The 20699-nt window shown below is 60.7% G+C and carries 23 protein-coding genes; 16 read left to right on the top strand and 7 right to left on the bottom strand.

From position 1 onward, the window contains the following. Positions 1-350: 350 nt before the first annotated feature. Positions 351-1115, top strand: a complete 765-nt coding sequence (locus LQ215_RS09520; protein WP_230149194.1) for an N-acetylmuramoyl-L-alanine amidase — start codon at positions 351-353, stop codon at positions 1113-1115. Positions 1116-1159: 44 nt separating this feature from the next. Here LQ215_RS09520 and LQ215_RS09515 read toward each other — a convergent pair whose 3' ends face one another. The 4 genes from LQ215_RS09515 to LQ215_RS09500 form a co-directional block, all read right to left on the bottom strand. Continuing rightward, positions 1160-2071, bottom strand: a complete 912-nt coding sequence (locus tag LQ215_RS09515; protein ID WP_230149193.1) for an SDR family oxidoreductase — start codon at positions 2069-2071, stop codon at positions 1160-1162. Positions 2072-2299: 228 nt separating this feature from the next. Further along, positions 2300-3202 carry an alpha/beta fold hydrolase gene (locus LQ215_RS09510; protein ID WP_230149191.1) on the bottom strand — a complete coding sequence of 301 codons (903 nt, stop codon included), beginning with the start codon at positions 3200-3202 and terminating at the stop codon, positions 2300-2302. After that, positions 3202-3984, bottom strand: a complete 783-nt coding sequence (locus tag LQ215_RS09505; RefSeq protein ID WP_230149189.1) for a class II aldolase/adducin family protein — start codon at positions 3982-3984, stop codon at positions 3202-3204. Before LQ215_RS09505 ends, LQ215_RS09510 begins: the two co-directional genes overlap by 1 nt. Before the next feature lie 136 nt (positions 3985-4120). Beyond that, complete coding sequence (locus LQ215_RS09500; protein ID WP_230149187.1) at positions 4121-4576, bottom strand: flavodoxin; 456 nt, start codon at positions 4574-4576, stop codon at positions 4121-4123. Positions 4577-4730: 154 nt separating this feature from the next. Between LQ215_RS09500 and LQ215_RS09495 the strand changes: the two genes are divergently transcribed. Together LQ215_RS09495 and LQ215_RS09490 are read left to right on the top strand one after the other, a co-directional pair. Continuing rightward, positions 4731-5204, top strand: coding sequence for a PAS domain-containing protein (locus LQ215_RS09495; RefSeq protein WP_230149293.1), 474 nt, complete (start codon positions 4731-4733; stop codon positions 5202-5204). Positions 5205-5258: 54 nt separating this feature from the next. Continuing rightward, positions 5259-5864: a hypothetical protein gene (locus LQ215_RS09490; RefSeq protein WP_057451799.1), complete on the top strand. Its 606-nt coding sequence runs from the start codon at positions 5259-5261 to the stop codon at positions 5862-5864. Between the two features lies 1 nt (position 5865). Here LQ215_RS09490 and LQ215_RS09485 read toward each other — a convergent pair whose 3' ends face one another. Continuing rightward, positions 5866-6825, bottom strand: a complete 960-nt coding sequence (locus LQ215_RS09485) for a MerR family transcriptional regulator (protein ID WP_230149185.1) — start codon at positions 6823-6825, stop codon at positions 5866-5868. A gap of 220 nt (positions 6826-7045) precedes the next feature. On the opposite strand from LQ215_RS09485, the gene LQ215_RS09480 reads away from it, so the two are divergent. From LQ215_RS09480 to LQ215_RS09430, 11 genes are all read left to right on the top strand, one after another. Further along, a complete protein-coding gene (locus LQ215_RS09480) occupies positions 7046-7606 on the top strand; it encodes an antibiotic biosynthesis monooxygenase (RefSeq protein ID WP_230149183.1) in 561 nt (186 codons plus the stop codon). Between the two features lie 210 nt (positions 7607-7816). Then, positions 7817-8527, top strand: coding sequence for a dihydromonapterin reductase (gene folM / locus LQ215_RS09475; protein WP_230149182.1), 711 nt, complete (start codon positions 7817-7819; stop codon positions 8525-8527). Positions 8528-8547: 20 nt separating this feature from the next. After that, on the top strand, positions 8548-9108 hold the full coding sequence (folE, locus tag LQ215_RS09470) for a GTP cyclohydrolase I FolE (RefSeq protein ID WP_014340148.1): 561 nt from the start codon (positions 8548-8550) through the stop codon (positions 9106-9108). Next, a complete protein-coding gene (folX, locus tag LQ215_RS09465; RefSeq protein ID WP_014340149.1) occupies positions 9109-9489 on the top strand; it encodes a dihydroneopterin triphosphate 2'-epimerase in 381 nt (126 codons plus the stop codon). Positions 9490-9586: 97 nt separating this feature from the next. Next, complete coding sequence (locus LQ215_RS09460; protein ID WP_003205454.1) at positions 9587-9883, top strand: DUF1244 domain-containing protein; 297 nt, start codon at positions 9587-9589, stop codon at positions 9881-9883. Beyond that, entirely contained in the window at positions 9876-10214 is a 339-nt protein-coding gene (locus LQ215_RS09455) for a HopJ type III effector protein (protein WP_230149180.1), read from the top strand. Before LQ215_RS09460 ends, LQ215_RS09455 begins: the two co-directional genes overlap by 8 nt. A 274-nt stretch (positions 10215-10488) precedes the next feature. Further along, positions 10489-11739: a 2-aminoadipate transaminase gene (locus tag LQ215_RS09450; RefSeq protein WP_230149178.1), complete on the top strand. Its 1251-nt coding sequence runs from the start codon at positions 10489-10491 to the stop codon at positions 11737-11739. A gap of 133 nt (positions 11740-11872) precedes the next feature. Then, positions 11873-12847, top strand: coding sequence for an amino acid ABC transporter permease (locus tag LQ215_RS09445; RefSeq protein WP_230149176.1), 975 nt, complete (start codon positions 11873-11875; stop codon positions 12845-12847). A gap of 6 nt (positions 12848-12853) precedes the next feature. Beyond that, on the top strand, positions 12854-13645 hold the full coding sequence (locus LQ215_RS09440; RefSeq protein WP_436839566.1) for an amino acid ABC transporter ATP-binding protein: 792 nt from the start codon (positions 12854-12856) through the stop codon (positions 13643-13645). Between the two features lie 47 nt (positions 13646-13692). Then, positions 13693-14526 carry a transporter substrate-binding domain-containing protein gene (locus LQ215_RS09435; RefSeq protein ID WP_230149174.1) on the top strand — a complete coding sequence of 278 codons (834 nt, stop codon included), beginning with the start codon at positions 13693-13695 and terminating at the stop codon, positions 14524-14526. Between the two features lie 106 nt (positions 14527-14632). After that, complete coding sequence (locus LQ215_RS09430) at positions 14633-15916, top strand: NAD(P)/FAD-dependent oxidoreductase (protein ID WP_230149172.1); 1284 nt, start codon at positions 14633-14635, stop codon at positions 15914-15916. Positions 15917-15991: 75 nt separating this feature from the next. Here LQ215_RS09430 and trxB read toward each other — a convergent pair whose 3' ends face one another. Beyond that, the gene (gene trxB / locus LQ215_RS09425) at positions 15992-16954 is read right to left on the bottom strand and encodes a thioredoxin-disulfide reductase (protein WP_003205459.1); all 963 of its coding nucleotides are present in this window, start codon (positions 16952-16954) and stop codon (positions 15992-15994) included. A 311-nt stretch (positions 16955-17265) separates the two neighbouring features. On the opposite strand from trxB, the gene cysZ reads away from it, so the two are divergent. Then, positions 17266-18021, top strand: a complete 756-nt coding sequence (gene cysZ / locus LQ215_RS09420) for a sulfate transporter CysZ (RefSeq protein ID WP_046063556.1) — start codon at positions 17266-17268, stop codon at positions 18019-18021. A gap of 40 nt (positions 18022-18061) precedes the next feature. Then, complete coding sequence (locus LQ215_RS09415) at positions 18062-19261, top strand: glycosyltransferase family 4 protein (RefSeq protein ID WP_230149170.1); 1200 nt, start codon at positions 18062-18064, stop codon at positions 19259-19261. Between the two features lie 117 nt (positions 19262-19378). On the opposite strand, the gene LQ215_RS09410 is transcribed toward LQ215_RS09415, so the two are convergent. After that, entirely contained in the window at positions 19379-20482 is a 1104-nt protein-coding gene (locus tag LQ215_RS09410) for an NADH:flavin oxidoreductase (protein ID WP_230149168.1), read from the bottom strand. Positions 20483-20699: the final 217 nt, after the last annotated feature.

Raw genomic sequence — 20699 nt, 5'->3', positions numbered from 1 at the left:
CAGATTCGATTCGAAAGGAACTCGATATGCAGCAAGAAAAAAATAACCTTGTGAATAGAGGTATACCTCGCACGCCTTCGTCACCTGACGGGTTGGGGTTTAACGCAAGGCGCGTGTCAGGCCCAGACCACCAGGCTTCAAGCAACCCTGCCCCTGTATAAACCAACGCCCTTTTGCTGCCGCTAACCCGCAGCAAAAGAGCTTTTTTCGCCATTAAAAATCCTTATCTTCTTAGCGCCTGTTCCTACAACAAAGCCAGAATCCAACTACGGGCACATAAAAAATCCACTGTTACGCTGAAACCAATCGCAGCACTTCGCTTCGATTTGTTGAACAGTGAGTTATCGAGAATGCAAATAAACTATACAAGCTATCGCTCAAAAAAAGGCTATAACAGCCGCGTTCGTTTTTTAGTCTTTCATTACACCGCCGGCAACTTCGCATCGTCCATCAATGCATTGACCGGCCCTTCCGTCAGCGCCCATTACCTGATTCCCGATTTTACCGACCCCACCTATTTGAAAGCGGGTTTCAAGGAACCACAGATTTTCAACCTGGTGGACGAGAACAAGCGTGCCTGGCATGCCGGGGTGAGCAGTTGGGGTAATCGCAGCAACCTGAACGACACCTCGATCGGCGTGGAGATTGTCAACCTGGCGACCGATAACCAGGGGCAATTTACCTTTCCGCCCTACAAGGCTGAGCAAATTGAGGCGATCGACTATCTGGCGGCGGATATTCTCAAGCGCTACCCGGACATCAGCCCGGTCAATGTGGTGGCACATTCGGACATTGCCGCCGGACGAAAGAGTGATCCGGGTCCGATGTTCCCCTGGCATGCGTTGTATCTCAAGGGCATTGGTGCATGGTTCGATGACGTCACTCAAAAAGAATTCATGCAGGCGTATCGGGCCAACGGAATTCCTCTTCGCGAACAATTGGTCGGTTTATTCAAACGATACGGCTATGACACTTCGGCGGCCACGACGGGTGCAGGTTTCCAGCGCCTCGTAAGAGCATTTCAGTTGCACTTTCGTCCGGCCAAATATGATGGGGTGATCGATATCGAGACCGCCGCGAACCTGGCGGCCCTGGTGAAAAAGTATTGTTCATGAGCACGGTCGCCGTGGCTGACGGCAACCGGCTCGGGCAATGAGGCTTAGATGGCGTGGCGTTGCAGGTTGGCCATCATCTCCTTCAAGGCTTCCAGGTTGTCGTTCGGGTGTACGGCATTTTCGAAGTCGCAGATCTGCTGCCAATGGGCGGCGACGTCTTCGGGCGAAAAACCTTTGCGTGGATCGAAGCCCGCCCCCAGGCTGCGCTCCCAGCGCACCTTGCCCATCCAGCCGCCGCCCACTTCGAACAAGCCGGAGGTTTCCTGGCAGGTTTCGCTGGCCAGGTACACCACCAACGGGCTGACGAGTTCGGGCTTGAGTTGTTCGAACACCTGCGGCGGGATCAGGCCTTCGGTCATGCGCGTGCCGCCGGTGGGGGCGATGGCATTGACCAGGATGTTGTTCTTGCGACCCTCGATGGCCAGGGTCCGGGTCAGGCCATAAAGGCCGAGCTTGGCCATGCCGTAGTTGGATTGGCCGAAGTTGCCATAAATGCCGGAGGTGGAAGCGGTGAAGATCACCCGCCCGTAGTTCTGCTCACGCAGGTGCGGCCACGCGGCGCGGGTCACCTTGTAGGCGCCCTCGACGTGGACGCGGTAGACCAGGTCCCAATCGGCGTCGTCCATTTTGTGGAACGTCTTGTCCCGCAGGATCCCGGCGTTGTTGACCACCACATCGACGCGACCGAACGCGTCGAGGGCATTTTGTACCAGCTTGTCGCCATCGGTCACCGAGTCGTGGTTGGCCTCGGCGATACCGCCCGCCTCGCGGATTTCAGCGACCACCCGGTCTGCTGCCGAGGCGTTGGCCCCTTCCCCTTGAGCCGAGCCACCCAGGTCGTTGACCAGCACTTTCGCACCTTGTCTGGCGAACAGCAGCGCATGGGCGCGTCCCAGGCCACCGCCGGCCCCCGTGACGATCACGACTTTATCTTCGAAGCGCACAGGCTCACTCATGGCAGAACTCCAGCAGGCGGATAGGACAATGGGCATGAGTGTCCGGCACAAGTCGGCCGGTCACAATCAACACGGTTGCAAGTGAATGGTGGGCGATAAGGTGAGGGGATGATGCAGGCCCAGGCCACGGCGGCACATTCGATTTTCCTGCTGGCAGATACACCGCCATCGCGAGCAGGCTCGCTCCCACACATGCCCGCTCCCACAGGTTACAGCAGCGCTAAGTCGTCATGAACAGGCCATTTGTCTGTGCGACGCGCCGATGGCTTCGCGAAACGCCAGGTAATGCTTGAGCACCTGGACCGGCGCCTCGGTGTGCGGGTAATGACCGATGTCGGGCAACAATACCGTGTCCGGGTTCGGGATCAGGGCCTCGTAGCGCGCCACCATGTGTTCACCGGAAATCGGGTCGACTGCGCCGTCGATCACCCGCAACGGCACGTCGCCGCGCTGCATCGCCTGCACCCAGCGATCGCGCTGCACGCGGCGTTCAGGAATATAGGCGATGAGTTTGTGCATGATCCGCGGACCGCGATGGGCTTCTACCAGGCTCCAGAAATCGTCCAGTTCGCTTTCCGTGGGGCCGGTCCTGGGACCGAAAATCTGTCGGAAGCTGCTGACCAGGCTTTCCCGGGAGAACGCCCGCCCCAGCAGCCAGCCCAGGGGGCTGAGCAAGAGTTTCTGAGCCCAGACCGGACGATGGGTTTCCGGGAACAGGCCGCCATTGAGAAAGACGCAACTGGCAAGATGGATGCGCGCTTCGTAATGCCGCGCCAGCAGTTCCTGGGCCACACTGTCACCGTAATCGTGGGCCAGCACATGCAGCGCCCCCCTCACATTCAGGTGCGCCAGCAAGGCCTGTTGCAGATCGGCCTGCTCCAGCAGGCTGTAGACGTGGTCCGTCGGTTTGGCGGAGTCGCCGAAACCGAGCATGTCACACGCGATCACCCGGTAGCGTTGCGCCAACGGTTGCCACAGGTAATGCCAATCCCAACTGGCGGTGGGGAAACCGTGGATCAGCAGCAGCGGCTCGCCCTGCCCGGCCACCCAGTAACGGATGGCATGGCCACGGAACATGAAAATCTGGCTGCGCTGGCGCCAGATACGCAGTGGAATCTGGGCCAGGGCCATCAACTTCTATACCCGGCATCTTGTTGATCGAGCTTGCGCAACAACGCCGGCCAGGCCAACGCGCCGCCCATGCCCTGAGCGCTTTTGGTTACCCCGGCGATCATCGCCCGGGCGCCGGCCAGGATCTGCGGCTCGATGGCAATCAGTTCGGCCCCGCCGCTCTGCGCCAGGACCTGGATGTCACAGGCCCGCTGAAAGGTGAACATCATCAGGAAGGTATCGGCGATGGTCCCGCCGCAGGTCAGCAGGCCATGGTTGTGCAGCATCAGGAAGTTGCTCTCGCCCAGGTCCGCCTGCAAGCGAGCCTTTTCTTCGTGATTCAAGGCCACCCCTTCGTAGGCGTGATAGGCCAGGCTCGACAGCACGAACAGCGATTGCTGGCTGATCGGCAGCACCCCCTGCTTCTGGGCCGATACCGCCACGCCAGCGGCGGTGTGGGTGTGCAGCACACAGGCCACATCATGGCGCACCTCATGCACGGCGCTGTGGATGGTGTAGCCGGCCGGGTTGATCTCGTAGGGGCTGTCCATCAAATTGTTGCCGGCCTGATCGACCTTGACCAGGCTCGAGGCGGTGATTTCATGGAACATCATCCCGAACGGGTTGATCAGGAAATCCTCGGTACCGGGAACCTTTGCGGAAATATGGGTAAAGATCAGGTCATCCCAACCATGCAGCGCGACAAGCCGATAACAGGCGGCAAGGTCCACCCGGGTTTGCCATTCGGCCGCACTGACCTGATCCTTGATGCTGAGTGTCGTTTGGATGGGCGCTACGCTCACGGCTCTGACCTCTGGTTTCTTGTTATATGTCTGGATCGAAACGTCGTACGCAAGAAAATCAGTCTAGTCAGCTCTTTCAGAGGCGGTAGTTGCATTGGCAGCCAGCTTACTGGCCAAACGGGTCAGCGCATCCGCTTCAAGGGCGCAACGCGTCGATCAACTCAGCGAGCCACGGCTCGGCGTCGGTTTCCGGCGTGACGCTTTCGCTGGCATCCAGACGCAGCATCGGCAGCACCTCGCGTACGCCCAATTCGACGAACAGCTCGCACATCTGCTCGCCACCGGCACAGAAGGTATCCCCATAGCTGGCGTCGCCCAGGCCGATCACCGCGCCAGGCAAACCGCGAAAAAAGCCAGGCAATTGGTCGCGGATGACCGAATACAACGGCATCAAATTGTCCGGCAACTCGCCCATGCCGGTGGTGGAAGTCACTGCCAGAACGGCCTCTGGTGCGAATGCCTGCACATCCGCCAGGGTCGCACGCGGGTCGTGCCAGGTATCAAAGCCTGCCTCGCGAAGCAGTTTGGCGGCGTGCCGGGCGACTTCTTCGGCGGTGCCATACACTGAGCCGGAAAGAATGGCGACTTTCATCAATCTGATCCTGAACCTGAAAAAAGAAGCCGGGATAGTAACAGTTGCACCTGTCAGGCTGCGAATGGCTCTCAACGACCCTAATGGCCAGTGGACAGCCTATCGATTTCTTTTAGAATGTTGCTCCTACAAGGACGTTTCAAAGGGTTATTCCATGATCAACGCTCAACTGATGCAACTGGTCATCAATGCTTCGAACGACGGGATTGTCATCGCCGAAAAAGAAGGTGAAGACAATATCCTGATCTACGTGAACCCAGCCTTCGAACGATTGACCGGTTATCACCGCGACGAAATCCTCTATCAGGATTGCCGGTTCCTGCAATCGGGTGATCGGGACCAGCCCTCGCTGGAGCCCATTCGCAAAGCCTTGAAAGAGGGCGGTGCCTGTCGTGAGGTGCTGCGCAACTACCGTAAGGACGGCAAGCCGTTCTGGAATGAGTTGTCACTGTCCACGGTCAAGAACCAGGCTGACGGGCATACCTATTTCGTGGGTGTGCAAAAAGACGTCACAGCCCAGGTCAAGGCTCAGCAACGCGTCGCCCAGCTGGAAAAGGAGCTGGCCGAAGCGCGGGAGACCATTGCCCGGCTTGAAGCGACGAACGGTTCAAACAAACCCACGAATTAACGGTCAGTCACTACAATCACCAGTGAACACGTAAATTATCCTTTCGAGCAGATCATGCAGCGCGATGCCCTCCTGACGCAGGATGAACTGGATTTCATCCGGACCATGCAACACAACCCGCAGTTGAACGAGCGGGATGTCACGTCGAGCTTGCTGGTAAACGGTGGGTCGCAGATCCGTGACTTGCTGACACGTCTGGCGGCAAATGAGCAGGTCACGCTGCAAGCCAATTTCGAAAACCAGCAAATGACCTTTCCGCTGCATCTGGTGGAAGACGAATTCCATGCGATGCACCTGCGCTTGGGTGTGCCGAGCATCTACGAGGACGGACCGAAGATACGCCCGTGGCGCCTGGCGCTCGAAGAGCCGGTGGCGCTGGAAAATATCAAGGGTCAGCCGGGACCGCTGTGGGTCCACGAAGTCTCCTGCAAAGGCGTGTTGGTGGAGAACCGCAGTCGAACCAAACCGCCGAAGCAGTTTGCCTTGTGGTTCAGCCCATCAGGCTACGAGAGAATTTCGTTGCGCGGCACCTTCGAACGGGAAACCGATCGCGGTCTGTTTGCCTACCACCTGAGCCAGAATGACCAGGACGAGACGGAGCGCCTGCGCCAGTACATCCTGCAGCAACATCGCCTGACGCATCCGACCATGCACCTCTGATTCAGGTATCCAGGTTGCCTGCCAGAAATTGGCGCAGGCGCTGGCGCATCACTGTCCCCTCATTGCCCAGGCAACCGATTGACGAGCCCGTCAGGCTTTCCTGCGCCAAGTCGGATACATCACCAGCGAGCATCAACGGACAATCCAGGCTCATCGCCAATTTGCCCAGGCGCTTGGACAAGTCTGGAGCCGGCGCGTGATTGGAAACCAGCACCAATGCCACAGGCTGGATCTTCTGGCACACCAGGGTCAGTTCCTCGAACGGCAGACCGGTGGACAACAGCCTGACGCCCACTTCCGCCTTGGACAGGAACAGCGCCGTAACGAGCAACTCCAGCTCTTGGCAATGATCGGCAATCGCGCAGACCAAAACACGCGGGGATTCACCTTCGCGCTTGAACAAAAGCCGCTGGATAATGCGCGAACGCAGGAAACCGTCGAAAAACACCCATTCACTGATCTGCCCGAACTCCGGTTGGCGATGCAGCAGTTGTCGCCAAAGCGGCATCAGGATGTCCTGGAAGACGATTGGCACGGTGTAGGTGGAAAAGACCTGCCCGTAGACGCGATCGAGTTCCACATCGTCAAAGTTGCTAACCGCGTCCGCCACCTGTTGTTGCCAGCGGGCATGATCGGCCCTGACCAGATCGGATGAGATCAGCGTGGAGACCGGTTGTACCGACTCGGTTTTCGCCAGGATCTTTCCCACTTTGCTGACGGCCACCCCGCGCTCTATCCAAGCCAGGATACTGCGCACTTTTTCAATATCGCCCAACGAATACAGGCGGTGCCCGCTTTCGGTGCGGGTGGGCTGGATCAGACCGTAGCGCCGCTCCCAGGCACGCAGGGTCACGGGATTCACGCCGGTCATGCGCGCGACTTCGCGAATGGGAAACAGGTCTTCCCGCTTCAAGGCACCTGATGCCTGGAAAACGAAGTCATCTTCTGTGATTACACTCATTTTGGCAGACAATTCCGGCTGGCAAATTGGATCCCATTTTCCTCCCCCAAGACACGTCATGACAAGGCCAAACGTATCCAAATATGCGGTTTTGTTGTTATACGCGCAATCGGGAATAATCCTTGCCTGATTTTTGACGACCAGACGCTACCCACCACCCCGGGGCGTCACCCGCAAACCTCCTATCCGGAGTTCTGCGCCTGTCTTACGGAGATACATAATGTCTACCTCACCCGTCACCCTGATGGTTGCTCGCCGCGTCGCCAATGGACGCTATCAGGATCTGATCGCCTGGTTGCGCGAAGGCGAACAACTGGCCACCGACTTTCCCGGCTACCTGGGTTCCGGCGTGCTCGCGCCACCGCCCCAGGACGATGAATTCCAGATCATCTTCCGTTTCGCCGACGAGCAGACGCTGCACGCCTGGGAACACTCTGCCTCGCGCACGGCCTGGCTGGGACGGGGCAGCGAGCTGTTTGCCCATCCCTCCGAACACCGGGTGCGGGGTATCGACGGCTGGTTCGGCGCGGTCGGCCAGCGTCCGCCCCGCTGGAAACAGGCCGTGGCCATCTGGCTGGCGTTCTTTCCCGTGTCGCTGTTGTTCAACTTCCTGTTGGGACCGCTGCTGGGCGAACTGGGCCTGTTGAGCCGCGTGTTCATCAGCACGCTGATCCTGACGCCACTGATGGTCTACCTGTTTATCCCGATGTCGACCCATCTGCTGGCGAACTGGCTCAATAGTGCGCCGCCGCGGGCGTTGCCGGCTACGCAGAATCATTGAAGCCGCCAGCCCAGACTCATGGGCGACAAAAAACCTGTGGGAGCGAGCTTGCTCGCGATGAGGCCACTACATCCACACCAGGCGTTACCCGTCAGTCCGCTATCGCGAGCAAGCTCGCTCCCACAGAGGAGCTCTGGATTCACCTTTGAACATAGGACGCGCCCCGTGTCGCTGTTATAGTTTTGCTCTTGCCGTGAACCGAGCCGTCCTATGTCCAGCGCCACCGCTCCGATCCTGATCACTGGCGCAGCCCAGCGCGTCGGCCTGCATTGCGCCCGGCGATTGCTGGAAGACGGGCAACCGCTGATCGCGACCTATCGCACCGAACGCCCTGGCGTGCAAACGCTGCGGGACCTGGGCGCGGTCATGGTGTTTGCCGACTTCTCCAGCGAAGCAGGGATCCTGGCCTTTATCGAACAACTCAAGCAGCACACCGACCGGCTGCGGGCCATCGTGCACAACGCCTCGGCCTGGCTCGCCGAGGACCCGGGCAGCGAAGCGGCGGCCTTCAACGCCATGTTCGGCGTGCACATGCTTGCGCCTTACCTGATCAACCTGCACTGCGCCGAGCTGCTGCAGCGCTCGACCCCGGCGGATATCGTGCACATCAGCGATGACGTCACCCGCAAGGGCAGCGCCCGGCATATCGCCTATTGCGCCACCAAGGCCGGCCTGGATAGCCTGACCCTGTCGTTCGCGGCGAAGTTCGCCCCGGCGATCAAGGTCAACGGCATCGCCCCAGCCCTGCTACTGTTCAACCCCGAGGACGACGCGGCTTATCGCGCCAAGGCCCTGGCCAAGTCCGCGCTGGGCATCGAACCCGGCAGCGAAGTGATCTACCAGAGCCTGCGTTATCTGCTGGACAACCCTTATGTCACCGGCACGACCCTGACCGTCAACGGCGGGCGGCACGTCAAATAGCCTTGTTTCGAGGATGCACCATGACGCTATCCCTGCCCCAGAACTACCGCGAGATCCTTATAGGCCTGGGGGAAAACCCCGAGCGCGAGGGCCTGCTCGATACCCCGGTCCGTGCCGCCAAGGCCATGCAGTACCTCTGCCATGGGTATGAACAAAGCGTCGAGCAGATCGTCAACGGTGCGCTGTTCGCTTCTGACAGCGATGAAATGGTGATCGTCGCCGACATCGAACTCTATTCGCTCTGCGAACATCACCTGTTGCCCTTCATCGGCAAGGCCCATGTCGCTTATATTCCTACCGGAAAGGTCCTGGGGTTGTCGAAGATTGCCCGGTTGGTGGACATGTTCGCCCGCCGCCTGCAGATCCAGGAGAACCTGACCCGGCAAATCGCCGACGCGGTGCAGCAGGTCACCCAGGCCGCCGGCGTGGCGGTGGTGATCGAGGCCCAGCACATGTGCATGATGATGCGCGGTGTCGAAAAACAGAATTCGACCATGAACACTTCGGTGATGCTCGGCGCCTTTCGCGATTCCAGCACCACGCGCCAGGAGTTCCTGCAATTGATTCGACGGAGCAAGTAAATGCCACAACTTCAGCCAGCCATGGCACGCATCAAGGTCAAGGACCTGCGCCTGCGCACCTTCATAGGCATCAACGAAGATGAAATCCTCAACAAGCAGGATGTGTTGATCAACCTGACCATCCTCTATGCCGCCCAGGAGGCGGTGCGCGACAACGACATCGACCACGCGCTGAACTACCGCACCATCACCAAGGCGATCATCGCCCACGTGGAAGGCAACCGCTTCGCCCTGCTCGAACGCCTGACCCAGGAATTGCTCGACCTGGTCATGGCCAACGAATCGGTGCTGTACGCCGAAGTTGAAGTTGACAAGCCCCACGCCTTGCGATTTGCCGAGTCGGTATCGATTACCCTTGCGGCAAGCCGGGCGGCTTCGTAGCCGCTACACGCTTCAAGCGGTAAACTTCAAGCCTGATCGACACCATCCAATTTGCAGCTTGAAGCTCGCCGCTTGTAGCTGCCCGTCAGGGAACACCATGAACGACCAACAACGCCTCGAGCTCGAAGCCGCCGCTTTCCGTCGGCTGGTAGCCCACCTGGACAGCCGCAAGGATGTGCAGAACATCGACCTGATGAACCTCGCCGGCTTCTGCCGCAACTGCCTGTCCAAGTGGTACAAGGCCGCCGCCGATGAACGCCAGGTCGAGGTCAGCCTCGACGACGCCCGCGAAGTGGTCTACGGCATGCCGTACGCCGAGTGGAAAGCCCAATACCAGAAAGAAGCCAGCGCCGAACAGCAAGCGGCGTTTGCCAAAGGAAAACCCGATGCCTGACCTGAACAACCTGCGCGCCAGTCTCAAGAGCGGCGAACACCTCTTTGCCGACACCCTGGCCTTTATCGCCGCCGGCTACGACTACCAGCCCCAGGCCTTCGACAACGGTGGCGTGCACAACGCCGCCGGGCAGAACGAAGGTTCGTGCAAGACCCTGGGCCTGGCGCTGCTCGAAGGCTTGAGCGATGACGAAGTGCTCCTGGCGTTCGGCGAACACTACCGTTCGGTGCAGGCCACGCCCGAAGGCAGCGATCACGGCAATATCCGCGCGCTGATGGCCCATGGGCTGGCCGGTGTGACGTTCGAGACGCAGCCGCTGCAACGGCGCTGATCGTCCGCTTTTGTGGCGAGGGAGCTTGCTCCCGCTTGAGTGCGCAGCACTCACAAAAGTAGCCGCGCCGCAGTTCAAGGCCAGCGCTTCGCACTGGAGCGGGAGCAAGCTCCCTCGCCACAAAAACGTTGTCGACACGCAAACAGTGCTCGCAAGACCGCATCTGCTCACATCCCGACTTTTAAGATTGACCCGGCAACTTTATTTCGTTTGCCGGGCCCCTCTGCTCGCGGCTTAGATAACGCAAATTTCTCCAGCGTCCGAGCCGTCATCCATGAGCAGCGAAACCATCAGCCAATCGATCTCCATCGTGCATCCCGTCAGCCTCAGCCACGGCAAGAATGCCGAGGTCTGGGACACCGACGGCAAACGCTACATCGATTTCGTCGGTGGCATCGGTGTGTTGAACCTCGGCCATTGCCACCCACGCATCGTCGAGGCGATCCGCGAACAGGCCACCCGGCTGACCCATTACGCATTCAACGCCGCGCCCCACGCGCCCTACATTGAATTGATGGAGCGCCTGGCGGCGTTTGTCCCGGTGGATTATCCGGTCAGCGGCATGCTCACCAACAGCGGCGCCGAGGCGGCGGAGAACGCCTTGAAAATCGTACGCGGCGCCACGGGCCGTACCGCCGTGATTGCGTTTGATGGCGCCTTTCACGGCCGCACCCTGGCGACCCTCAACCTCAACGGCAAGGTCGCGCCTTACAAGCAGAAAATCGGCGTACTGCCCGGGCCGGTGTATCACCTGCCGTACCCCAGCAAGGACAACGGCGTCACCGGCGAAGAAGCCTTGAAGGCCATGGAGCGGCTGTTCAGCGTCGAGATCGACGTGAATGACGTGGCCTGTTTCATTGTCGAGCCGGTGCAGGGCGAGGCCGGTTTCCTGGCGATGGACGTGCCCTTCGCCCAGACCCTGCGGCAGTTCTGCGACGACAAGGGCATTGTGCTGATCGCCGATGAAATCCAATCGGGCTTCGGCCGCACCGGCCAGCGCTTTGCTTTCTCGCGATTGGGCATCGAACCGGACCTGATCCTGCTCGGTAAAAGCATTGCCGGCGGCGTGCCCCTGGGCGCGGTGGTGGGACGCAAGGCGCTGCTGGACAACCTGCCCAAGGGCGGCCTGGGCGGCACTTATTCGGGCAACCCCATCGCCTGCGCCGCCGCCCTGGCGACCCTGGATGAAATGACCGACGCCAACCTGCACGCCTGGGGCTCGCAACAGGAGGAGGCGATCGTCAGCCGCTACCAATCCTGGCGCAGCCGTGGGCTGACGCCCTACCTCGGCCGCCTGACCGGCATCGGCGCGATGCGCGGCATCGAGCTGACCCACGCCGACGGCACCCCGGCCTCAGCGCAGTTGACGCAACTGTTGGCCCTGGCGCGGGAATCGGGGTTGCTGCTGATGCCCAGCGGAAAATCACGGCACATCATTCGGCTGCTGGCGCCGCTGACGACCGAGCCGGCGGTGTTGGAGGAAGGCCTGGATATCCTGGAGGCGTGCCTTGCGAGGCTGACTTGAACGGCAGAATGCGCTGGAGGACTGACGTAACGAATTTTGCTCGCTTGTGGTGCTGGACTTTCACTGGCAATACTGGCCGATTCCCCTTTTTCAGCCTGAAGAGATCGCCGCCACCCACAAGCCCGAGGCAATCATGTATCACGACAATATAATTTATAAGAAAAAGTCCAATGATCCTCACTTCCTGATCGGCGTCGCCGTGGTGCTGTTCCTCGGTTCATACCTGATGAACCTGGGCAACAGCCCCCTCAGCCAGGTTTTGCATCCGCTACTGGGCAGCACCCCGGACAGCCTGGCCGCCCGCAATATCGCCACCGGCCTGGCCATTGCCCTGCTGGGCACGCTGAACTTCCACATCCTGGGACGCTTGAAGTTCAAGGTGCAGACCACGGTGGTCTGGATAGAACTGCTGATCCTGTTCCTGGCGTTCTTCGACACCTTCAACCTCTCCTACAGTTTCATCCTCGACAAGGTCGGTTTCCTGATCGTCCAAGGGGCTGCAACGACCCTGTACATTTCCGCCGTGGCCATTGTGATTGCCTTTGTATTGGCATTGGTCGGCGCGGTGGCCAAGCTGTCGAACAACGGCCTGGCCAATGCCCTCGCTTCGTTCTATACCTCCTTTTTTCGCGGCGTGCCGCTGCTGATCCAGATCTACCTGATCTACCTGGGCCTGCCGCAATTGGGTTATGTGGTCGACGCCGTGCCCGCCGGCATCCTGGCGTTGGCGTTGTGCTACGGCGCCTACATGACCGAGATCTTCCGAGCAGGCATCCAGAGCATTCCGGTAGGCCAGTGGGAGGCCTCCCGGGCGCTGGGTATCAGCCCATTCAAGACCCTGAGCCGGGTAATCATGCCCCAGGCCCTGCGCGTCATCATCCCGCCCACCGGCAACCAGTTCATCGCCATGCTCAAGGACAGTTCGCTGGTGTCGGTGATTGGCGTCTGGGAACTGATGTACCTGGCCAAGACCCAGGGCCGTGCGGACTTCCGCCACCTGGAAATGCTGATCACCGCCGCGATGATCTACTGGGCCCTGTCGTTCATCCTCGAACGGGTGCAGGCGCGAATTGAAAAACGGGTCAATCGATCCACTGCAAGGGGTTGATGCATGATGACTCGAACCAATATCGCCGAGCGACTCGACCCGGCACCCGCTGCGCTGGCCGGCGCCCCGATGATCTCCATCACCGGCCTGAACAAGTGGTATGGCAACTTCCACGCGTTACGTGATGTCGACCTGAACGTCGCATCCGGCGAGATCCTGGTGGTCTGCGGCCCGTCAGGCTCGGGCAAATCGACGATGATCCGCTGTATCAACCACCTGGAAAACTTCCAGAAAGGCCACATCCAGGTCAACGGCATCACCCTCACCAGCGAGGCCGAGAGCGTCAGTGCGGTACGCCGTGAAATCGGCATGGTGTTCCAGAGCTTCAACCTGTTCCCACACTTGAGCGTCATGGACAACCTGACCCTGGCCCCGCAACTGGTGCAGGGCGTGTCCAGCGCCGAGGCGAAAAAACGTGCCCGGGTCTACTTGGAGCGGGTACGCATTGCCGAGCATGCCGACAAATATCCTGCGCAGCTGTCCGGCGGCCAGCAGCAACGCGTAGCGATTGCCCGGGCGTTGTGCATGAACCCCAAAGTGATGCTCTTCGACGAACCCACCTCGGCCCTGGACCCGGAAATGGTCCACGAGGTGTTGGATGTGATGGGCGAACTGGCCACCGACGGCATGACCATGATCTGCGTGACCCACGAAATGGGTTTCGCCAGCAAGGTCGCCGACCGCGTGCTGTTCATGGACCAGGGGCAGGTGATCGAACAGGCCACGCCCAGGGATTTTTTCAACAACCCGCAGACCGAACGCGCGCAGAAGTTCCTGTCGCAGATCGTCGGTCACTGAGAACCGCTTTACCCCCCCCATAACAATAACGAAAAGTGGAGATGCACATGCTCAGTCAAAAACGCGCGATCAACCTGGCAGCCGCTCTGTCGCTGCTGTTCGTTGGCACCGCCAACGCCGGGGCTGTACTGGACAAGATCCAGAGCAGCAAACAAATGACCGTCGCCACCTCGGCGACCTGGCCGCCACAAGGCTTTATCAACGACAAAAACGAAATCGATGGTTTCGATATCGACGTTTCCAAGGAAATCGCCAAGCGCCTGGGCGTTACGGTCAAATTCGTGACACCGGACTGGGACGTGATCACCGCCGGCAAGTGGAACGGACGCTGGGACATGTCCGTGGGTTCGATGACCGCCACCCGCAGCCGTGCGCGGATCCTCGATTTCCCGGCCACGTATTACTACGTACCTTACGTTTTCGCGGTGCACAACGACTCGAAACTCACTGAACGCAAGGCGCTCAACGGCAAGACCATTGGTGTCGAGGGCGGCACCACATCCGAAGACTATCTCAACCAGCAACTGGCCATCGAAGCAACGGATATGCCGCCGGTCAGCTACGACGTCAAGGCCGGCAAAATGAAAACCTACGCCGGCTCCCTCGCGCCGCTGGATGACCTGCGCCTGGGCAACGGTGTGCGTCTGGACGCGATCCTCACCCAGCGCAGCACCCTGGAAGCGGCTATCAAGAAAAACTACCCGTTGCGAGCGGTCGACGGTACAGCGGTATTCTACGAACCCCTGGCTATTGCCACCGACAAGGGTGACCCGGAACTGAAGGCCAAACTGGCCGAGATCATTGGCCAGATGCACAAGGACGGCACGCTGACGCAATTGTCGACCAAGTGGTACGGCGTCGATTACTCGGTCGTCAAATAGCACACCCGTGCCCTGTGGGAGCGGGCTTGCTCGCCCCCACAATGTTCCGGCTGGCTCCAAGGCCTGTGCCCATCGCCGCCACAAGAAACCACTTCAAGGATCGACCATGTCCTTTCCCACCACCTGGTATTCCCAAACCTCGCTGCCGCGCAAGGCCCGGCCCGAACTGCGTACCGATGAAACCTGCGACGTTTGCATCATCGGTGCGGGTATTGCCGGCCTCACCGCCGCGCTGGAGCTGACGCGGCGCGGCAAGCAGGTGATCCTGCTCGAAACCCATCAGGTCGGCTGGGGCGCTTCGGGACGCAACGGCGGCGTGGTGTCCCCGGGCTGGGCCGAAGGCTCGGGGGCGATTCGCAAGAAACTGGGTTTGGAGCAGGCCAGGACACTTTTCCAGATGTCAGTGGAGGGCGTGGAAATCGTGCGCCACAACATCACCGACCTGAACCTTGCCGGCTGCGATCCGTCCGCCGGCACGATTCGGGTCAAGCGCTACGACGACAGCGCCGGTGTGAAAAACCATATCGAAAGCATGCGGCGCGATTTCGGCTATGAACTCAATTTCCTCGACACCGCGAAAGTGCGCGAGCGGGCCCACACCCTGCGTTATTTCCAGGGAATCGAAGACCCCAGGGCCCTGCACTTCCACCCCCTCAATTACTGCCTGGGGCTGGCCTCGGCCATCGAAGCGGCCGGCGGGCGGATCTACGAAAACACAAAGATGCTCGCCTGGCACCGCGAAGGCACCGAGAAAAGCCTGCGCACCGCCCAGGGCTCCGTGCGCTGCAAGGACTTGGTGTTCTGCGCCGGCGGCTACGGCGGCCCGGAACTGCAAAAACTCAACCGCGCCTACCTGCCCATCGCCACCTATGTGGTGCTGACCGAACCTTTGGGCGACTCGATCAGACAGGTCCTGGACTCCAGCGCGGCCTTCTCCGACGACCGCCGCGCCTCGGATTACTATCGCGTCGTCGAAGGTGACCGCCTGCTCTGGGGTGGACGCATTACCACCCGCGACGAACAGGACGAAACAGCCCTGGCGGCGATGCTCAAGGCCGATATGGTGTCCGTTTATCCGCAATTGGCATCGGTGAAGATTGAACTGGCCTGGTCCGGCCTGATGGGCTATTCCACCAACAAAATGCCCAACCTGGGCCTGCTGGAGCCTGGCGTCTGGGCGTGTACTTCGTTTGGCGGCCACGGCTTGAACACCGGCTCCATCGCCGCCAGGGTGATCGCAGAAGCCATTTGCGGACAGAGCGAACGCTATAAAGCGTTCAAGCCTTATCTGCTGGACTGGAATGGCGGACCGTTTGGACGGGTGGCGGCAAATGCCATCTATCGATCCTTGAAAGTGATGGATTTTGTTCAGGAACGCTTGCGCGGGTGATGAGAGGCTGAGGCCGGTGTTAAACACCCGCCCATGAAAAAACCGGCCGAAGCCGGTTTTTTTGTGCCCGCTGAATCAGAACGAAGCGTTCTGCAGGCCATCCAGGTAGCGCTCGGTGTCCAGGGCTGCCATGCAACCGGCACCGGCCGAGGTGATCGCCTGGCGGTAGACGTGGTCGGCCACGTCGCCGGCCGCGAAGATGCCTTCGACGCTGGTGGCGGTGGCGTTGCCGTCGCGGCCGCCCTTGACCACCAGGTAGCCGTCCTTGAGTTCCAGCTGGCCTTCGAACAGCGAGGTGTTCGGGGTGTGGCCGATGGCGATGAAGACGCCGTCAACCTTGATCTCGTCGAAGCTGCCGTCGTTGTTCTTCAGGCGGGCACCGGTCACGCCCATGTTGTCGCCCAGCACTTCGTCCAGGGTCGCGTTGAGCTTGAGGATGATCTTGCCTTCGGCGACGCGGGCATTGAGCTTGTCGATCAGGATCTTCTCGGCGCGGAACGTCTCGCGGCGGTGGATCAGGGTGACCGTGCTGGCGATGTTGGCCAGGTACAGCGCCTCTTCAACGGCGGTGTTGCCGCCACCAACCACAGCCACAGGCTTGTTGCGGTAGAAGAAACCGTCGCAGGTGGCGCAGGCGGAAACGCCTTTGCCCATGAAGGCTTCTTCCGACGGCAGGCCCAGGTAACGAGCGCTGGCACCGGTGGCGATGATCAGGGCATCGCAGGTGTAGGTCGCGCTGTCACCGGTCAGGGTGTATGGCTTGGCGGCGAAATCCACGGCATTGATGTGGTCGAAAACGATCTCGGTCTCGAAGCGCTCGGCGTGTTCCTTCATGCGCTCCATCAAGGCCGGACCGGTCAGGCCGTGGACATCGCCCGGCCAGTTGTCGACTTCGGTGGTGGTGGTCAATTGACCGCCGGCCTGCATGCCGGTGATCAGCAGCGGCTTGAGGTTGGCACGGGCCGCATAAACCGCAGCGCTGTAACCGGCAGGGCCGGAACCGAGAATAATCACTCGCGAATGACGCACTTCAGACATGACCTGCTCCTGTTGACCGGACCTTGCGGGCCGGAACGCCGGGTGAGCGGCGCGAATAAAAAAGGACCGTTGATGCACTTGGGGAAGGCTTGGGTTCGACGATCCTGGAAAAGAATGGGTGCAGCGTATCGAGGGAGCGAAGATTAAGGAAATACGGTTTAACAATCCAGCTCATAGGTGAGCTCTATCCCCAGCGGTCGTTTCAATAGGTGCCTAAGTCTCAAGAAACGTTGTTACACCCCATGTCGCCGCTTTCCCGGGCGAGGCAAAGCCGGTAAGGTCGGCGCGTTTACCTTCGCTCGGAGCCACCTATGCCCGCCCCCGTCCTGTCCGGCCCGCAATATTTGCGAGAGGGCCTCAAGCTGGTCTTGAGCCCGGGCCTGCGCCTGTTCGTACTCTTGCCCCTGGCGATCAACCTGGTGCTGTTCGTCGGATTGATTTACCTGGCCGGCCATCAGTTCAGCCTGTGGGTCGATACGCTGATGCCGTCGCTGCCAGACTGGCTCAGTTTCCTCAGCTATGTCCTCTGGCCGCTGTTTGTGGTGCTCGTCGTGCTGATGGTGTTTTTTACCTTCACCATGCTCGCCAATGTCATCGCCGCACCGTTCAACGGCTTTCTTGCGGAAAAAGTCGAAGTGGTCATCCGTGGCACCGACGATTTCCCGGCCTTCAGCTGGGCCGAGTTGATCGCCATGGTCCCGCGGACCCTCGGCCGGGAAGCACGCAAGCTCGGCTATTTCCTGCCCCGCGCCCTGGGGCTGTTCGTGTTGTCGTTCATCCCCGTGGTCAACTTGGTGGCGGCACCGCTGTGGCTGCTGTTCGGCGTGTGGATGATGGCGATCCAGTACATCGATTACCCGGCGGACAACCACAAGCTGGGCTGGAACGAAATGCTCGCCTGGCTGCGGGAAAAACGCTGGCAGAGCCTGGGCTTTGGCGGCAGCGTGTACCTGGTGCTGCTGATCCCGGTGGTGAACATCCTGATGATGCCGGCAGCGGTGGCCGGGGCGACGTTGTTCTGGGTCCGTGAGCAAGGCGCCGAGACCGCGTTGGCCCGGCAAGGCTGAGTCGGTCACAAATCCATCATCCTGGCGTCACAATGACGAAATGGCCCCGGTCGACACTGGGGTCATGACCACACCTCTGCACATTACCCTGATCACCGAAACCTTCCCGCCGGAAATCAATGGCGTGGCCAACACCCTGGGCCGCCTGTACGACGGCCTGCGCGCCCGCGGGCATCAGGTCGAGCTGATACGGCCGCGCCAGGTCGACGACCAACGCCAGGCCAGTGACGAGCAATTGCTGCTGTGCCGGGGCTGGCCGTTGCCGGGCTATCCGGGTTTGCAATGGGGCCAGGCGTCGATGCACAAACTGCTCAGGCGCTGGAAACGCCATCGTCCGGACGTGCTGTACATCGCCACCGAAGGGCCGCTGGGTTTGTCGGCACTGCGCGCGGCACGACGCTTGGGCATTTCGGTGGTCAGTGGTTTCCACACCAATTTCCAGCAATACACCCAGCAGTACGGCCTCGGGCTGTTGAGTCGCGTGCTCACCCATTACCTGCGCTGGTTCCACAACCGCTCCAACCTGACCCTGGTGCCCAGCCTCAGCCAGCGCCTGGAACTGGAGCGACGGCATTTCGAGCGGGTGGCGCTGCTGTCGCGCGGCGTGGACAGCCAACTGTTTCATCCAGTCAAGCGCTCGGCGAGCCTGCGTGAAGCATGGGGCCTGGGTGACGATGACATCGCGGTGATCCACGTCGGACGCCTGGCTCCGGAGAAAAACCTTGGGCTGCTCAAGCGCAGTTTCGCCACGCTGTGCAGCGCTTTCCCGGGGCGACGGATGAAATTGGTGGTCATCGGCGACGGCCCGCAGCGCTGCGCCCTGGAGCAGGAACTGCCCGACGCGATCTTTTGTGGCTCGCAACGCGGCGAGGCGCTGGCCAGTCATTATGCGTCCGGGGATGTGTTTGTCTTTCCGAGCCTGACCGAAACCTTCGGCAATGTGGTGCTGGAGGCGCTCGCGTCCGGGCTGGGCGTGGTGGCCTACGATCAGGCTGCGGCGGCCCAACATATTCGCCACGGTTACAACGGCGTGTTGGCGATGCCGGGGGATGAAGAGGCGTTCTGCGATGCCGCCCGATGGCTGCTGGAGGAGCGCGAGACCTTGCGTTGCGTGCGGCTCAATGCGCGCCAGCATGCCAGTCGCCAGGGCTGGGCGGCGGTGATTGAGCAGTTCGAGGCGCAGTTGCGCGGGGTTTGCCCGGTTGAATCGTCGCTGCCCCAGGCCGTGTCGCCACGCTGAAAAGCATCGCGGGCAAGCCTTGCTCCCACAGGATTATCAGCGGCTCACAAGTGATGTGTTCACTGAAGATCCATGTGGGAGCAAGGCTTGCCCGCGATGGGCCCTACAAGGCGCCGCTTAAACCAGGGTCATCAACGCCTCGCGACTGAACGGCAGGATTTCCTGCTCCCGCCCTTCGCGCACTTTCTGCGCCCAGTCCGGATCCACCAGCAGCGCACGCCCCACCGCCACCAGGTCGAACTCATCGTTGTTCAGGCGCTCCAGCAGTTTTTCCAGGCTGGCCGGTTGCGCGACTTTGTCGGTGTTGACCATGAACTGCAGGAACTCGCCATCCAGGCCGACGCTGCCAACGGTGATGGTGGGCTTGCCGGTGAGCTTGCGGGTCCAGCCGGCCAGATTCAGCTCGGAGCCTTCGAACTCCGGCTCCCAGAAACGCCGAGTCGAACAGTGGAAAATGTCCACGCCCGCCTCGGACAGCGGCTTGAGGAATTCGCCCAGGGCTTCAGGGGTCTGCACCAGGCGTGCGCTGTAGTCCTGCTGTTTCCATTGGGAGAAGCGGAAAATGATCGGGAAGCCTTCGCCCACCGCCGCGCGTACAGCACGGATCAACTCGATCGCAAAACGCGAACGGTTGGCCAGGCTGCCGCCGTAACCGTCGGTGCGCTGGTTGCTGCCTTCCCAGAAGAACTGGTCCACCAGGTAGCCATGGGCGCCGTGGATTTCCACGCCGTCCATGCCGATGCTTTGAGCGTCTTTTGCCGCCTGGGCGAACGCGGCGATGACTTCGTCAATGTCCGCCTGGGTCATGCCGTGGACCACCACTTGACCGTCCTTTAGCTTTTCGGTCGGGCCATAGCCCGGCACGCTGGCGTCCGGCTCGGTGCCGATGCGTCGCACACTGCCCACATGCCACAGCTGCGGAACGATCTTGCCGCCTTCGGCGTGCACCGCATCAACCACTTTTTTCCAGCCGGCCAGCGCGGCGTCGCCATAGAAATGCGGCACGTTCGGGTAGCCGTTCGAGGCCTTGTGCCCAACCGTCGTGCCCTCGGTGATAATCAGGCCGACCCCGGCCGCCGCGCGGCGACGGTAATACTCGATGACCTTGGCATTGGGCACGCCGCCCGGCGAAAACGAACGGGTCATCGGCGCCATCACCACCCGGGTCGGCAGCTCGAGCGCGCCGAGGTGGAAAGGTTTGAACAGGGCTTTTGCAGGCATGGGGCACTCCACGGGACAAGGTCGCAGTCGATATGACGATGATAATATGTGGAGTCGGTGGCGCTCGGTAGCACTATTGATTGGAGTGATTAAGGATCAAAAGGGCGCAGCGAGTATCACCGCCTTCGGCTCGTTCAAGCGCATCCCCTGTGGCGAGGGAGCTTGCTCCCGCTGGGCTGCGTAGCGGCCCTGGCTTTTTGCGGTCGCTACGCAACCG

The sequence above is a fragment of the Pseudomonas brassicacearum genome, assembly GCF_918698105.1.
In the GTDB taxonomy this organism is placed as follows: Bacteria; Pseudomonadota; Gammaproteobacteria; order Pseudomonadales; family Pseudomonadaceae; genus Aquipseudomonas; species Aquipseudomonas brassicacearum_F.
This window is presented reverse-complemented; position numbering and strand designations above follow the sequence as displayed.